This window comes from Nocardia sp. No.11 (assembly GCF_038752175.1).
Classification (GTDB): Bacteria; Actinomycetota; Actinomycetes; order Mycobacteriales; family Mycobacteriaceae; genus Nocardia; species Nocardia canadensis.
Genome location: NZ_JBCGFB010000142.1, coordinates 1 through 14,469 on the forward strand (window position 1 = coordinate 1; position 14,469 = coordinate 14,469).

Annotated in this window: 14 protein-coding genes; 6 read left to right on the forward strand and 8 right to left on the reverse strand. The window is 68.9% G+C overall.

The window, feature by feature from the left end; all coding sequences use genetic code 11:
* Positions 1–242, forward strand: a 242-nt coding sequence (locus tag V8688_RS27780) for an acyl-CoA dehydrogenase C-terminal domain-containing protein (RefSeq protein WP_342802036.1), incomplete at its 5' end; no start/stop codon positions are given.
* Positions 243–418: 176 nt separating this feature from the next.
* Here the strand turns inward: V8688_RS27780 and V8688_RS27785 are convergent.
* Positions 419–1,552, reverse strand: a complete 1,134-nt coding sequence (locus V8688_RS27785) for a helix-turn-helix transcriptional regulator (protein WP_218715985.1) — start codon at positions 1,550–1,552, stop codon at positions 419–421.
* Positions 1,553–1,666: 114 nt separating this feature from the next.
* Here V8688_RS27785 and V8688_RS27790 point away from each other — a divergent pair, with 114 nt between their 5' ends.
* The 3 genes from V8688_RS27790 to V8688_RS27800 all read left to right on the forward strand — a co-directional run bounded on the left by V8688_RS27790 (position 1,667) and on the right by V8688_RS27800 (position 4,178).
* Positions 1,667–1,999 carry a Rid family hydrolase gene (locus V8688_RS27790; RefSeq protein ID WP_218715986.1) on the forward strand — a complete coding sequence of 111 codons (333 nt, stop codon included), beginning with the start codon at positions 1,667–1,669 and terminating at the stop codon, positions 1,997–1,999.
* A complete protein-coding gene (locus V8688_RS27795) occupies positions 1,996–3,339 on the forward strand; it encodes an FAD-dependent oxidoreductase (protein ID WP_342802037.1) in 1,344 nt (447 codons plus the stop codon). The genes V8688_RS27790 and V8688_RS27795 overlap by 4 nt, the downstream gene beginning before the upstream one ends.
* Before the next feature lie 125 nt (positions 3,340–3,464).
* Positions 3,465–4,178 (forward strand): helix-turn-helix domain-containing protein, encoded by a 714-nt coding sequence (locus V8688_RS27800; protein WP_218715988.1) that lies wholly within the window; start codon positions 3,465–3,467, stop codon positions 4,176–4,178.
* A gap of 255 nt (positions 4,179–4,433) precedes the next feature.
* Here V8688_RS27800 and V8688_RS27805 read toward each other — a convergent pair whose 3' ends face one another.
* Together V8688_RS27805 and V8688_RS27810 are read right to left on the reverse strand one after the other, a co-directional pair.
* A complete protein-coding gene (locus tag V8688_RS27805; RefSeq protein ID WP_342802038.1) occupies positions 4,434–4,790 on the reverse strand; it encodes a hypothetical protein in 357 nt (118 codons plus the stop codon).
* Between the two features lie 172 nt (positions 4,791–4,962).
* Positions 4,963–5,943, reverse strand: coding sequence for a DJ-1/PfpI family protein (locus V8688_RS27810; protein WP_316572985.1), 981 nt, complete (start codon positions 5,941–5,943; stop codon positions 4,963–4,965).
* Positions 5,944–6,040: 97 nt separating this feature from the next.
* On the opposite strand from V8688_RS27810, the gene V8688_RS27815 reads away from it, so the two are divergent.
* Complete coding sequence (locus tag V8688_RS27815; protein WP_218715990.1) at positions 6,041–6,631, forward strand: cysteine hydrolase family protein; 591 nt, start codon at positions 6,041–6,043, stop codon at positions 6,629–6,631.
* 63 nt (positions 6,632–6,694) lie between these two features.
* Here the strand turns inward: V8688_RS27815 and V8688_RS27820 are convergent, their stop codons facing one another.
* The 4 genes from V8688_RS27820 to V8688_RS27835 all read right to left on the reverse strand — a co-directional run bounded on the left by V8688_RS27820 (position 6,695) and on the right by V8688_RS27835 (position 11,805).
* Positions 6,695–8,272 carry a hypothetical protein gene (locus V8688_RS27820; RefSeq protein WP_342802039.1) on the reverse strand — a complete coding sequence of 526 codons (1,578 nt, stop codon included), beginning with the start codon at positions 8,270–8,272 and terminating at the stop codon, positions 6,695–6,697.
* Positions 8,273–8,487: 215 nt separating this feature from the next.
* The gene (locus tag V8688_RS27825; RefSeq protein ID WP_316572987.1) at positions 8,488–8,988 is read right to left on the reverse strand and encodes a hypothetical protein; all 501 of its coding nucleotides are present in this window, start codon (positions 8,986–8,988) and stop codon (positions 8,488–8,490) included.
* A 592-nt stretch (positions 8,989–9,580) separates the two neighbouring features.
* Positions 9,581–10,450 carry a MaoC/PaaZ C-terminal domain-containing protein gene (locus V8688_RS27830; protein WP_218715993.1) on the reverse strand — a complete coding sequence of 290 codons (870 nt, stop codon included), beginning with the start codon at positions 10,448–10,450 and terminating at the stop codon, positions 9,581–9,583.
* The gene (locus tag V8688_RS27835; RefSeq protein ID WP_218715994.1) at positions 10,450–11,805 is read right to left on the reverse strand and encodes a 3-oxoacyl-ACP reductase; all 1,356 of its coding nucleotides are present in this window, start codon (positions 11,803–11,805) and stop codon (positions 10,450–10,452) included. The genes V8688_RS27830 and V8688_RS27835 overlap by 1 nt, the downstream gene beginning before the upstream one ends.
* 171 nt (positions 11,806–11,976) lie before the next feature.
* Between V8688_RS27835 and V8688_RS27840 the strand changes: the two genes are divergently transcribed.
* On the forward strand, positions 11,977–13,308 hold the full coding sequence (locus tag V8688_RS27840; RefSeq protein WP_316572989.1) for an acetyl-CoA C-acetyltransferase: 1,332 nt from the start codon (positions 11,977–11,979) through the stop codon (positions 13,306–13,308).
* A gap of 77 nt (positions 13,309–13,385) precedes the next feature.
* Here V8688_RS27840 and V8688_RS27845 read toward each other — a convergent pair whose 3' ends face one another.
* Positions 13,386–14,342 (reverse strand): alpha/beta hydrolase family protein, encoded by a 957-nt coding sequence (locus V8688_RS27845; RefSeq protein ID WP_342802040.1) that lies wholly within the window; start codon positions 14,340–14,342, stop codon positions 13,386–13,388.
* Positions 14,343–14,469 lie beyond the last annotated feature (127 nt).

Genomic DNA, 14,469 nt, shown 5'->3' on the forward strand with positions numbered 1-14,469 from the left:
CGGTCCGCTTCCTGATGGCCGTCGGCGACCTGTTCATCGGCTGGCAGCTGCTGCAGCAGGCCGAGATCGCCCTCGCGGCCCTGGACAACGGCGCCACCGGCTCCGACGTCGCCTTCTACACCGGCAAGGTCGCCTCGGCGCAGTTCTTCGCCCGCAACGTCCTGCCGGAGCTGACCGCCACCCGCGCGATCCTGGCCAACCTGGACAACGACATCATGGAACTGGACGAGGCCGCCTTCTGAGCTGTTCCGCCTCTCCGCGTATCAGGCCGCACTCAGGTGAGTCTTCGGCCTGATACGCGGCCGGTGGGAAGTGGCGTGGGGAGTTAGCCGGTTCCCGGTGAGTTACCCATGTTTCTCGCGAGACCAGTCGAACGTCCCGGAGTCTGCCGACTCCGGGACGTTCGCGTTTCCAGGGACTACTGGGCGAACCAGCCCGAGGGGCCGACTTCGGCGCCCATGCGGGGGACGTACTGGTCGAAGTACACGCGAGCGATGAGTTCGCGGCGGCTGCGGACGCCCGCCTTCTCGAAGATCGACTTGAGGTGGTCCTGGACGGTGTAGGCCGAGACGTGCAGGGCCGCGGCGATCTCCTTGGTCTCCACACCCTGGAGGACGAACCGGGTGACGTCGTGTTCGCGCGGGGTCAGCCCGAAGGCGGCGACGACCAGGGTGACGATCTCCGGCGGCCGCGCCTCCTCGATGGTGACGACAACATCGCCCACCGCGCCGTCGGGCCCGGCCAGCGGCGACGCGTACAGCACCAGCCACACCCCGGACGCTGTCCGCACCCGGGCCCTCGGCATCGCGGCGCCGGGCGTGGCGAGCATTCGCCGCGCGGCGCTGACCAACGAGATCACCAGGCTCAGCGGGTCGCCGCTGTGCACCGACGACCGCAGCTGCGCGAACCGCTCCTCGGCGCCGAGGCTGATCTGGGCCACCTCGTCGTTCGCGTCGACGATGACGACGGCGGGACCGGCGGTCTCCGCGCCCAGCTCGGGCGCGTCGGCGAGCCGGGTCAGCACGCCCGCGCGCACGCCACGGGCGAACGAGCCGGACAGCGAGGCGAGATAGTCGACCTCGTCATCGGTGAACTTGGGGTCGTCGCTGCCGCGGAACAGCGCCAGGCACCCCCACGCCCCCGAACCGTCCCGGAACACCAGCCGCGCCTCGTCGGCGAAACCGTAGATCGGGCGCATCAGCCGGGACATCCGCTCGCAGCGTTCGATGTCGTCGCCCATGGCCGCGTGCATGCCGATCGCGCGCCGCTCGGAGACCGCGAGCGAGCGGAACGACGTCGCGTCCTCGGTGCCGTACTCGATGAGGCCGAACAGCCGGTCGTGCTCGTTCGCCGCGACCAGCGACCCGTACTTGCGCGCGCTGGTGAGCATCATCGTCGCCGGGTCGTGCGTGCCGACGCACGCGGCCACCGCCGGTACCGCCCGGCGCACCGCGTCGGTCGCCTCGACCAGGAATTCGTCGAGGTCGAGACCGGCACGCGAGAGCACATCCAGATCGCTCCGCACGCGCTCGGGAACAAGCCGGCTACGCATGCCCTCAGTATGCGCCGCAGACCATAGGCCGCCATATCCCAGACCGCTGGGATACCCGATTCCCCGCCCGGCTGGGATGGCCCCGACCAGGGCGAACGCGCGAATCTGGACCGCGTGACCATCATCCTCGAGACGACCTCGGTCGACGAGTCGGGCCGCCTCGTGCACGCCGAGGACGCCGCCGCACAGCTGTGCCTGGCGTTCGAGCGGCTCGAGGCGGCGCTGGCCGCGCGCGGGCTGGAGGCGTCATCGATCGTGCGTCTGCGGGTCCGCGCCCGCGCTCCCGCCGACGCCGCCGATCTCGCCGACCTCGTCGCGGAATGGCTCGACGGCGCACCCGTGCCGGTCGACCTCATCGATGTCGCGCACCTCGCGCTCCCCGGCACGCTCGTCGAGCTCAGCGCGCAGGTGATCCCCACTTCTCCCGACCCGAAGGACCGTCCATGAACCCGACCACGACCGCCCTGCGCGACCTCGCGCTCCTGCCCGGCGACCCCGGCTACGACGCGGCAGCCACCCCGTGGAACCTCGCCGTCCGGCAGCGGCCCGCCGCCGTCGCGGTGCCGCGCACGATCGACGAGGTCGTCGACCTCGTCCGGGCCGCCACCGGTCTCGGCCTGCGGATCGCGCCGCAGAGCACCGGGCACGGCGCCGCCGCCGTGGCCGGGCTCGACGACGCGGTCCTGCTCCGGCTGCACGAACTCACCGGTGTCACCGTCGATCCGATCGCCCGGCGCGCCAGGGTCATCGGCGGCACGCTGTGGCGCGACGTGCTCGCGGCGACGGCACCGCACGGACTCACCGCACTGCACGGCAGCGCGGGCGATGTCGCGGTCGCGGGGTATCTGCTCGGCGGCGGCCTGTCCTTCTACGGTCGCGAGCACGGTCTGGCGAGCTCCGCCGTGCGCGCGATCGACCTGGTCACGGCCGACGGATCGCTGGTGCGGGCGAGCGCCGAGGAGAACCCCGACCTGTTCTGGGCGGTGCGCGGTGGCGGCGGCAGCTTCGGCGTCGTGGTGGCGATCGAGCTCGACCTGCTCCCGCTCGCCGACGTCGTCGCGGGCATGCTGCTGTGGGACATCGAGCGCGCGCCCGAGGTGCTGTCCGCGTGGCGGGACTGGACCGCCACGCTCCCCGAATCGGTCACCACCTCGGTGCGGCTCATGCGGTTTCCCCCGCTGCCCGAACTGCCGCCGTTCCTGTCCGGGCGCAGCCTGGTGGTGATCGACGGCGCCGTGCTCGAAGACGACGACCGCGCCGCCGAACTGCTCGCCCCGCTGCGCGCGCTGGCCCCCGAACTCGACACCTTCGGCCGCATCCCGACCGCCGCGCTGCTCGACGTGCACATGGACCCGCCCGGCCCGACCCCCGCGGTGAGCGATCACGCCCTGCTCACGCACCTTCCGCCGGAAGCGGTCGAGGCCCTGCTCGCCGTCGCGGGCCCCGGCGTGCAGACCCCGCTGATGTTCGCCGAACTCCGTCATCTCGGCGGCGCGCTCGCCCGTCCCCAGGACGCCGCGCTGTCGCACCTGGCCGGCGCGTACGCCCTGTTCGCGGTGTCGCCCGCGCCGACGCAGGAGCTCGCCGCGCTCGGCGAGACCGTCACCACCGGCGTCGTCGCCGCCCTGCGGCCGTGGGCCGCCGAGACGTCGTTCCTGAACTTCGCCGACCGCGTGATCGACCCGGCCACCGCCTTCGACGCCACCGCATGGCAACGGCTCCAGCACATCCGCGACACCTACGATCCGGCCCGGACCTGGGTGGCCGCGCACGCCGTCGGGCAGTAGCCGGCGATGCCGCGCGGACGAGGGGTTCGCGCGGCATCACTCGTGACCTGTTTTTCTGATCTCCGTCTCCGAACCCGGCGTACCCTGGGAATTGCCGTCGGTCGGGGTGAGGCTCGGGGGTCGTGATGGGTGAAAGTACCGCGCTCAGTGTGTATTTGCGGGAGCGCCGAATGGCGGCGGGCCTCGCGCGGACCGAGCTGGCCGCGCGGGCGCAGATGGCGCCGCTGCTGATCAGCCAGATCGAATCGGGTGCGCTGGTCCCGAATTCCCCCATGCTCCAGCGGCTTTTCGATTCCCTCGATGTGCCGCTGTGGTATCGCAAGCACATCCTCGTACTCGGCTTGCCCGCACTGGATTCCGGTACCCCACCGGCCGCGCCGACGGCGGAGGATCTGACCGACCTGGCCAGCCTCACGCATCCGGCGTGCTTGCAGCGTTTCCCCACCATGGACATGCTCGCCGCGAACGCCGAGTACCAGCGGCTGTTCCCCGGGCTCGGCGCCGGGGTGAACGTGCTCGAATGGATGTTCCTCGACCCGATCGCCAAGAAGGTGTTCATCGACTGGACCACCGAGGCCCAGCTGCTGGTGCACGCCTTCCGCATGCTCGCTCCGCTCGCGCCGACCCAGCGGGTCACCGCGATCACCGAGTCCTGCGGTCAGTCCCCCGATTGGGACCCCATCTGGACCAGCGACGTGCGCCCCCAGGACATCGCGCGGCGCCACCTGCGAATCCGGGAACGCAGTACCGGCATCGAACGCCGGATGCTGCTGCGCATCTACGACCCGGCCTTCCCGACCCGACCGTGGTGGCTCTACCGGCTGATCCCCGCCCGGTAGCCGGAAAACGGCGCCCGTCGAATCCGACGGGCGCCGTGAAATCCCAGGTAGCTCAGGCCGCCGACCCGCTGGCAAACGCGAGGAGGATGGGCAGGATCTGGACCAGGCTGTCGAACATATTTTCTCCTTCTAGACGAATACTGAGTTCCTATCACGACAGAATTACGCGAAACATAATTCAAATGAACGTGAGAAGAACTCATCGTCACAGGAAGCGCGGCCCCACTGTGCGACGGCCAGGTCACCCGGTCGCGACTACTCCGCGGGCGTCTCGCCGGCCGAACCGCTGGTCAGCTGGGCCAGCAGCGCGGCGAGACCCTCGGCGGACCCGGTGCCGGGCTCCTCCTCGGCGACCGGCTCGGGCTCCGCGGAGGACCCGCCGGTCAGTTGCGCCAGCAGCGCCGCGAGCCCCTCGGCCGACCCGGTGCCCGGCTCCTCCTCGACGACCTCCTCGGTCTCCGACGATCCGCTGGTCAGCGCGCCGAGCAGAGCGGTCAGGTCGGCGGACCCGGTGCTGGGCGCCGGCTCCTCCGCGTTCGCCGCACCGGCGCCGAGCACCGCGATGCCCGCCGCGGCCGCCATCGCCACACCGAAGACACGAATCTTGCTCATTGTGAACCCCTCATTGTTCAGATTTACGACGGACTACGTTTCCGTCACACGAGATGTCTAACAGCGGCACAACATCACCCGGCAGACCGATGAAATGGGGGCAAGACAATCGTGTCGCCCGGCGACCGCCCGCTGTTAGAGTTCGCGAGCACCAGTTCCGGCGAGGACCTCGTCAGCCGATCCGGAATCTGTGGCGATACTCGGTCGGGGTGGTGTCCAGCCGCCGGCGAAACGCTCGGGTCAGCGTATCCACGGTATTGAAACCACAAGTGGCGGCGACACGTTGGAGGGTGTCGTCGGTCGTTTCCAACCGGTGCCGGGCCACTTCCACCCGCGCCGATTCGAGGTAGGCGGCCGGCGTCATGCCGAGTTCGGCGCGGAAGATCCGGGTGAGCTGTCGCTCGCTCACATGCGCCCGCTCGGCGAGATCGGTGACGGTGAGCGGCTTTCCGATATTTCCGGTGATGTAGTGCCGGATATCGTCGATGCGTCGTGTGGTCGATACCGGCTCGAGCGAAACACTGAATTGACTCTGCCCGCTGGGCCTTTTCAAATACATCACCAATTGCCGGGCCACCCGCAATGCCAGCTCGTCGCCGAAATCGTCGGCCACCAGCGCCAGCGTCAGATCGAGGCAGGCGGTGAGACCCGCTCCGGTCCAGATGTGCTCGTCGCGGATGTAGATCGGGTCGGCGTCCACCTCGATCTCGGGATGCTCGGCCGCGAGCTGCTGCGCGGTCGACCAGTGGGTGGTGGCGCGTCTGCCGTCGAGCAGTCCCGCGGCCGCGAGAATATGCGCGCCGACGCACACCGACGCCACCCGGCGCGCCCGCTTCGCCAGCGTCGTCACCGCGTCGACGACCCCGGGATCGACCAGCGCCCGCACCCGCCTGCTGCTGTCGGTCTCCACCGCACCCGGCACGACCACCGTGTCGACGCGCCGCGCCGCGACCTCGGCGAAGGTCACATCCGGCAGCACCCGAACCCCCGCCGACGTGGTGACCGGCGCCATCGTCGCGGCCGCCAGCACCACCTGGTACCCGGTCGGCTCGTCCATCTCCCGCTGCAACAGCGAGAACACCTCCGGCGGCCCGGTGACATCGAGCAGGTCGACCCGATCGAACAGCACGATCACCACGAGCCGATCGACCACTCCACACCTCCATGTCCGAATCTGCAGGTTACATGACATTGCCGACATCTCCGGAGCTCCTTAGCGTGGACTTCGTCCCCGATAGGAAGGCTTTCCGATGGCTTCGACCACCCTCCGCCAGCTCAACGGTTTCGACGAGACCCCGGCCACGCTGGCCGAGTCCACCCTGATCCTGGTCGACTACCAGAACACCTATACCCAGGGCGTCATGGAGCTGACCGACTGGAAGGCCGCCCTCGACGCCGCCGCCGAATTGCTCACCAAGGCACGCGAATCCGGCGCGACGGTCATCCACGTCATCAACGACGGCGGCGAAGGCACCCCCTACGACATCACCGCCGACATCGGCGGCATCCACCCCGCGGTCGCCCCCACCGCCGACGAGAAGGTCGTCGTCAAAACCGTTCCCAACGCCTTCGTCGGCACCGATCTCGGCGACCTCGTCGACGCGGCGGGCCACGACAATGTCGTCATCGCCGGCTTCATGACCCACATGTGCGTCACCTTCACCACCGAGGGCGCCTTCCTCCGTGGCAACAAACCCACGGTCGTCGCCGACGCCTGCGCCACCCGGCCCCTGCCCACCGCCACCGGTGAAGTCCCGGCCGACCAACTCCACCAGAGCGCCTTGGCCACCCTCGCCGACCTCTACGCCGTGGTTGTCGACTCGAGCTCAGCCCTGCGCTGACAGGTGCGGGCCAGGGCGACGGCCTCGGCCTGCTCGGCCAGGCGGGGAGACCCGCGAGGGTCCTCAGCCCTCGGCTGTCACCCAGCTCTGCTGCTTGCCGTCCGGCAGACCCATCTCGCCGACGACCCGTCCGACGGGTACACCGGCGTCCTTTCTCGTCACCGTGAAACGGGCGCCGGTGGCCAATTCGGCGGGGGTGCAGACGAATGCGGCGGTGACCAGCAGTTCCATCCTCGCGGCGTCGTCCGCGCAAACCCGAACACCGCTCCGGGCCCCGCTCAGGACGAGCGCGACCACCTCGGCCCACGCTTCGTGCGGTCGCCGTTCCAGAACGATCGACCGACCTCCGGCCACCTCCGCCATCGCCGCCACAGTCGTGGGCACGCCGCCCATCTCGGGTCGCCGATTGGTCAGCGAGTTCGTCATCCCACTCACCACCAGCCCCACGACCAGCAGGCCGACAGCAGCGCCTTTCAGCCGGCCGACCCGCTGGGCGAGACCGACCAGGAGAAGCATGAACATGAACAGGGGGATCGCGTACGAGAAGTAGCCGATGTAGGCCTCGTTGATCTGATCAATGCCGATCATCGCGTAGGCCGCCATCAGCGCGACAGCCGCAGCGCAGACGGACAGGCCACAGGTCAGGAATTTCTCGCCGCGTGCCACCAGCCTGACGAGAACGAAGAGCGCGACGAGGATCGCGACGCCGAGAAGACGGTTCGGCCCCCAGAACTGCACCGTGTAGGACACCGCGGTCCACGGCATATGGATCCCGTGCCCGCCGCCATAGCCGACGTACTTCGGGAGTTCACCGGGGAAATTCACGATGGTATTGAGCACGATCGGGAAGGCGAACAACGCCGCGATCCCCCCGAAAAGCCACCAATCCTTCTCGGCGACAGCAAGTTTGCATCGCCACACCAGGTACAGCCCCGCTCCACCCAACAGCGACACGAAGAACAGGAATTCCGCGTGTCCATGGATGAGCAACCCACCGGCGAGCGCCCCGGCCCAAAGATGTCCGGTACGCCCGGCCACCACCGACGACACCGCGACCAGGAAGAGGAGAAACGGTGCGAAATACACATAGGGAAGCCCGATGCCACTGAGCAGCCCCGGATACCCGGCGAGGAACAACACACTCACCCCGCCGAGTCCGGCGACGAGCCTCCACGACGGGTACCAGGCGTAGACGATACCCAGCGCCGACGCCACCATCGCCGCGTTGAACAACAGGATGGCGATCGCCTGCCCATTCCACGGAGACGGCACCAACCGCAGCACATCGTAGAAGAGCCACTCACCCAACGCGTGCACGTAGATGAGCGCGGGCCCGGGATGATGGAACCCGACCCGGGAGTAGTTGCCGACGAGAAGCTCGAAATCCTTGGCGGCCAGCACCTGGATCGAGATGGTCGCCCCATCCCCTTCCTCGGCCACCACCCGGGTGAACAGGTCACGACTGCTGACTAGCAGAACCGTGGCATAGGCGAGCCAGGCGGCGAGGAAAACCCACACCGCCGCGAACCGCTCACGTCCGGTGGGCGCTTCTCGCACGCTCGAGGTAGCCGAGCCACCGATAGCCCCGCCGCCCGTGTCCACCATCTCCTGACCCGAGGTGAACGACTGTGGTGCCGACATGGCACTCCCCCATCCGACGATCATTCGGCACACATCGCGTGTGGACCAGTCGGGACAGTAGGGCCTGCCACCCATCCACACAAACGGACACCCCTCTCGCGGCCTCGACGATCTCGACCCGATTTCCCGTGCTCGGCGGCGTGGCGATTCGTTCACCCGGTGAAGACGAAACGAGCGGCCCGGGAGATCCCGGACCGCTCGTCTCTCGCATGTCGCTAGGACGGGCAGTTGACCGTGTACTCCCACCGGGTGTCGTCGGGGCCGCTGACCTTCACGGTCACCGTGGTGGCGCTGCCCGCGGGGAGGGAGACGACGGCGGAACCGGTGCCCTGGTTGAGGTTGTCGCCGAGGTAGCCGGTGTCGAGCACCTGACCGCCCTCGTAGTAGACCTGGATCCGGTCGGGGATGTTGAGGGTTTCGTAGGACAGGACGAAGGCGGTCGGGCCCGCCACGCCGAGCTGGTGCACGGTGGTGGTGACGCCCGCTCCGCCGGACTCGGTCGAGCGGTTGCAGGGTTGCACGCTGTCCGACGAACCGCCCGAGCTGCCACCGAGGATGCCGCTGCCCGTGTCGAGCAGGTCGCCGAGAATGCCACTGCCGGTGTCGAGCACACCGCTGCCGGTCGAGCCGCTACCGGTGTCGGCGCCGGCCAGGCCGGGGACCACCATCAGCGACCAGGCCGCCGTCGCCATCGCGATAGCCATCGATTTCTTCACAACGCTTCCTCCACACCACTTCGAGCCAACGGATCATCAGGTGAAATGCGCTGGGCGGCCGCAGGATCGCCGCCCGATCGGGGAGTCCAACATCCCGGGTTCGCCCGCCCCGCAGGCTGGGCACAGCAGTTCTAACACGCGTTTCCGGGCACGGGAATGCGCGAATATCGGGGCAGCGGGCTGTTCGGATGCCGGAGGATAGCCGGAATTTCCGGACCGAAATGTTGGCATCATGGCAACACCGAATCGCCCGCCCAGCGGGGGTGAGGCAATTTTTTAGCTCGGAGAAGAAAGCACCGGTCGGTAGACCAAATGTTGCTTGATCATGTTGTGCCGCAATCAATCAGCGAACGTGAACCGTGGAAATGAGTAATCTCACAGCGAATTCACGTAACGATGGATTCGATCGGTCCGATCCGGCTCATCGGTTTCCGAACCAGTCGGTGTTTCAACAGCCGTGAGTTGTGGATACGCCGACGGGCCGCACCACCNATCGGTTTCCGAACCAGTCGGTGTTTCAACAGCCGTGAGTTGTGGATACGCCGACGGGCCGCACCTCCGAAAGGAGGTGCGGCCCGTCGAGTCCCGGAACTCAGCGCAGGGTCGCGGTGAGGTGGGGGTAGCCCTTCTTGGGGTTGAGCATGGAGAGGTCCCAGCCGGAACCGACCTGCTCGGCGTAGATGTTGACCGACGACGGCAGGAAGACCGGCTTGCCGAATTTGACCGTGTAGGTGGTCTTCTCGGGGATGCGGCCCTCGATGGTGCCGAGGATGTTCGCGGCCGACCACATGCCGTGGGCGATGGTCTTCGGGAAGCCCATGGCCTTGGCGCCGATGCCGGAGACGTGGATCGGGTTGTGATCGCCCGAGGCGGCGGCGTAGCGGTTGATCATCTTCTGATCGACGCGCTGCACGCGCAGCGGCGGCGGGGGGACCACGTCGGCGGGCGGGGCCGACTTCGGGCCGCCCGACAGGGACGTGCGCTGCTGGTGCAGGAAGGTGGTTACCTGCCGCCAGACCAGCTCCCGGCCGACGCGGATCTCGGTGATCGCGTCGACCAGCAGGCCCTTCGGGTGTTCCCGCAGGTTCTCGATGTGCGCCGCGAAATCGAGCGGCTCCGCGACCGAGATCTCCCTGGTGCGCTCGATGACATTCTCGAAATGCACCGCGCCGACCGCGCTGAACGGGAAGTCCCGCGCGACGACGAGCTGCATCGCCAGCGGGAACGCCAGGATGAACGGGTACGTCAGCGGCAGGGTGTCGCTGAAACGCAGGCCCGTCGCGTGGCAGTACGCGGCCAGGTGATCCGGGTCGACCCGGAAGCCGTCCAGGACGACGCGGCGGTCGGGCAGCGTGGGCTTGCGACCCGACAGCGGGGCGGGCAGCGGGACGGCGCCCAGCGCCGCCTTCGCGTACAGGCCGCCGTTCTTCGGAACCTCGGAGAGGGTGATCGTCTGGGTCATCAGGCGCCGATCAGGCTCTGTCCGCAGACGCGAACCACGTTGCCGCTCACCGCGTTCGACGCCGGGCTGGCGAAGTAGGCGATGGTCTCGGCGACGTCGACGGTCTGGCCACCCTGCAGCAGCGAGCTCATCAGGCGACCGGCCTCACGGGTGCCGACCGGGATGGCGGCGGTCATCGCGGTCTCGATGAAGCCGGGGGCCACCGCGTTGATGGTGATGCCCTTCTCCGACAGCAGCGGGGCCTCGGCGTCGACCATGCCGATGACACCGGCCTTGGAGGCGCCGTAGTTGGTCTGGCCGCGGTTGCCCGCGATGCCGGCGATGGAGGACACGTCGATCACGCGGCCGCCCTCCTTGAGCACGCCCTTGGCCACCAGGCCGGAGGTGATGCGGTGCGGGGCAGCGAGATTGACGTTGATGACCGAGTTCCAGCGGCCCTCGTCCATGTTGGCGAGCAGCTTGTCGCGGGTGATGCCCGCGTTGTGCACGACGATGTCGATGCCGCCGAAACGTTCGGTGGCGAACTCGGCGAGCCGCTCGGCGGCGTCGGGGGCGGTGACGTCGAGGGCCAGGGCGGTGCCGCCGACCTTGTTCGCGGTCTCGGACAGGGCCTCACCGGCGGCGGGGATGTCGGCGACGATGACGGTGGCGCCGTCACGCGCGAAGACCTCGGCGATGGTGGCGCCGATGCCGCGGGCGGCACCGGTCACGACGGCGACCTTGCCGGCCAGCGGCTTGTCCCAGCTGGCCGGGGCGACGGAATCGGCCTTGCCGACCCGGATGACCTGGCCGTCGACGAAGGCAGACTTGCCCGAGAGCAGGAAGCGCAGGGTGGACTCGAGGCCGGTTGCGGCCGCGCCCGCCTCGGGGTGCACGTAGACGAGCTGGCCGGTGGCGCCGCGCAGCAGTTCCTTGGCGACCGAGCGGGTGAAGCCCTCGAGCGCGCGCTGGGCGATCTGCTCGTCGACCGAGCCGACCAGTTCCGGCGTGGTGCCGATGACCACGACACGCCCCGAAGGTGCGAGGTTGCGCATCGCGGGCTGGAAGAATTCGAACAGCTGCGAGAGCTTGTCGATGGAGTCGATGCCGGTGGCGTCGAACACCAGGGCGCCGTACTTGGTGCCCGAGTCGAGCGAATCCGCGACGGTGTAGTCCGAGAGCAGCGCACGGACCGGCTCGGCGAGCCGACCCTTGCCGCCCAGCAGGACCGGGCCGGGCAGCGCGGGCTCGCCGGCCTTGTAGCGGCGCAGCTCCGCCGGCTGGGGCAGGCCCAGCTTGCTCGCCAGGAACGCGCCGGGGGCGGAGTGGATGAAGGATCCGTAGAGGTTGGGTGCACCCTTGCTCTTGGCTGCCACTGTTCCTACCTTCTCTGTGCTCGACGTGTGAATGACCGTGCTCGCCCAGTGTCCCCCGTGTTGGCTCACATTTGCGGGTACGGTGTCGACAACGAACTTACTCCAGAGTAAGTTTAATGTAAACCGATACGCCCGGCGTACCCGGAACCGACGAGACCATGGAGAACTCGAGTGACAAGCAAAGCCCGCTCGGCGACGGCCAAGGCCAACACCGCCAAGACCGCGAAGACCCAGCGCCCGGTCGCGATCGTTGGTGGTAACCGCATCCCGTTCGCTCGCTCCGACAAGGCCTACGCGCACGCGTCCAACCAGGACATGTTCACCGCCACCCTGGACGGGCTGGTCAGCCGATTCGGCCTGCAGGGCGAGCGCCTCGGCATGGTCGTCGGCGGCGCGGTGCTCAAGCGCGTCGGCGAGCACAGCCTGATCCGGGAGAGCGTGCTCGGCTCCAAGCTCTCGCCGTACACCCCGGCCCACGACCTGCAGCTCGCCTGTGGCACCGGCCTGCAGTCGATCGTCACCGTCGGCGACGCGATCGCCCTCGGCCGGATCGAGTCGGGCATCGGCGGCGGCGCCGACACCACCTCCGACGCGCCGATCGGCGTCAGCGAGGACATGCGGGAGTGGATGCTCACCGCCAACCGCGCCAAGACCAACAAGGACCGGCTCAAGCTGGTCGGCCAGCTGCGGCCGTCGATGCTGGGCATCGAGATCCCGCGCAACGCCGAGCCGCGGACCGGGCTGTCGATGGGTGAGCACGCCGCCATCACCGCCAAGGAGTTCGGCATCGCCCGCGAGGCGCAGGACGAGCTGGCCTACCTCTCGCACAAGAACATGGCCGCCGCCTACGACCGTGGCTTCTTCGACGACCTGATCACCCCGTTCCTGGGCCTGACCCGCGACGACAACCTGCGTCCCGGCTCGACCGTGGAGAAGCTGGCCACCCTGAAGCCGGTCTTCGGCACCAAGCTGGGCGACGCCACCATGACCGCGGGCAACTCGACCCCGCTGACCGACGGCGCCTCGGCGGTGCTGCTGTCGAGCGAGGAGTGGGCCGCGCAGCGCAACCTGCCGGTGCTCGCGCACCTGGTGGACTCCGAGGTCGCCTCGGTGGACTACATCCACGGCCCCGACGGCCTGCTGATGGCGCCCACCTACGCGGTGCCGCGCCTGCTGGCCCGCAACGGCCTGACCCTGCAGGACTTCGACTACTACGAGATCCACGAGGCCTTCGCCTCCGTGGTGCTCTCCACGCTGGCCGCGTGGGAGTCCGACGCCTACTGCAAGGAGCGGCTGGGCCTGGACGGCGCGCTCGGCTCGATCGACCGCAGCAAGCTCAACGTCAACGGCTCCTCGCTCGCCGCGGGCCACCCGTTCGCCGCCACCGGCGGCCGCATCGTGGCCTCCACCGCGAAGATGCTGGCGGAGAAGGGCTCCGGCCGCGCGCTGATCTCCATCTGCGCCGCGGGCGGCCAGGGCGTCGTGGCGATCATCGAGCGCTAGTCCCGGACCGAGGACGACGACGGCGGGTGGCTTCCGGAATCGGAAACCACCCGCCGTCGCTCATTCCGCGGCGGCGGTCAGGACGCGCCGATCGCTTCGGCGATCATCGGCCAGGAGTTGTGCAGATCCTGTTCCCAGTACTTCCAGGTGTGGGTGCCCGCGGCCCGGAATTCGGTCTGGGCGGGGATGTTCAGTTCCTGGAGGCGGGCCGCCAGCCGCTGGGTGCAGAGGTTGGCCGCGGCCTCGATGGCGCCGCCGAGCAGGATCTGGTCGGTCATGCCGATGACCTTGCCGGGGTTCGCGCCGGCCGGGAGGGTTTCGGCGACGCCGGGCAGGCCGGTCGCGCTGGAGAGGTAGATGGCCTTGCCGCGCAGGCGTTCCGCGTTGAGGTACGGGTCGTTGGCCTGCCAGGCGGGGTCGCCGGGGGCGCCCCACATATTGGCGGGATCGGCACCGGCGCGGGCGAAGACCACGTCGACGTAGGCGCGCCCGATCGGGTCGGCGACCTGGGCGCAGCCGCTGTAGGCGCCGACGGCGCGGTAGCGATCGGGTGCCGCGATGGCCAGGTTCAGCACCGCGGTGGCCGACATCGACAGTCCGGCAATGGCATTGACGCCGCTGGTGTGCAACGTGTCGTCGATGATCGGCGGCAACTCCTCGGTCAGGAAGGTCTGCCACTTGTTGCGGCCGAGTTTGGGATCGTCGCGCTGCCAGTCGGTGTAGTAGGAGAACTTGCCCGCGGCGGGCGTGACCACGTTGACGTTCTTGTCGGCGAAGAACTGCACGATATCGGTCTGGTTGTACCAGTTCGCCCGGTCCTCACCGCCGCCGGCGCCGTTGAGCAGGTACAGCGTCGGCCGCGGGACGCTGGTGTCGTGCGCGGTGATGACCCGCAGCGGGATCACCCGGTCCATGGCCGCCGAGTACACATGCAGCGTCTGCTGCCGTTGCCCGGGCCGCTCGATGTGGTCGAGCCGGGAACCGTCGGCGCCCGCGGTGCCGACGGAGGCGACCGAGAGCAGCACCAGCGCCATGGCCGACACCGCGACCGCACGGGAACGGGTGAACACGAACATGAATCCTCACTACAGATGGGGCGGTGGCGAACCCAGAGCGCCGGGACGGCAGCGCGAGACCGTCCCGGCGACCAGGTGCTACGCG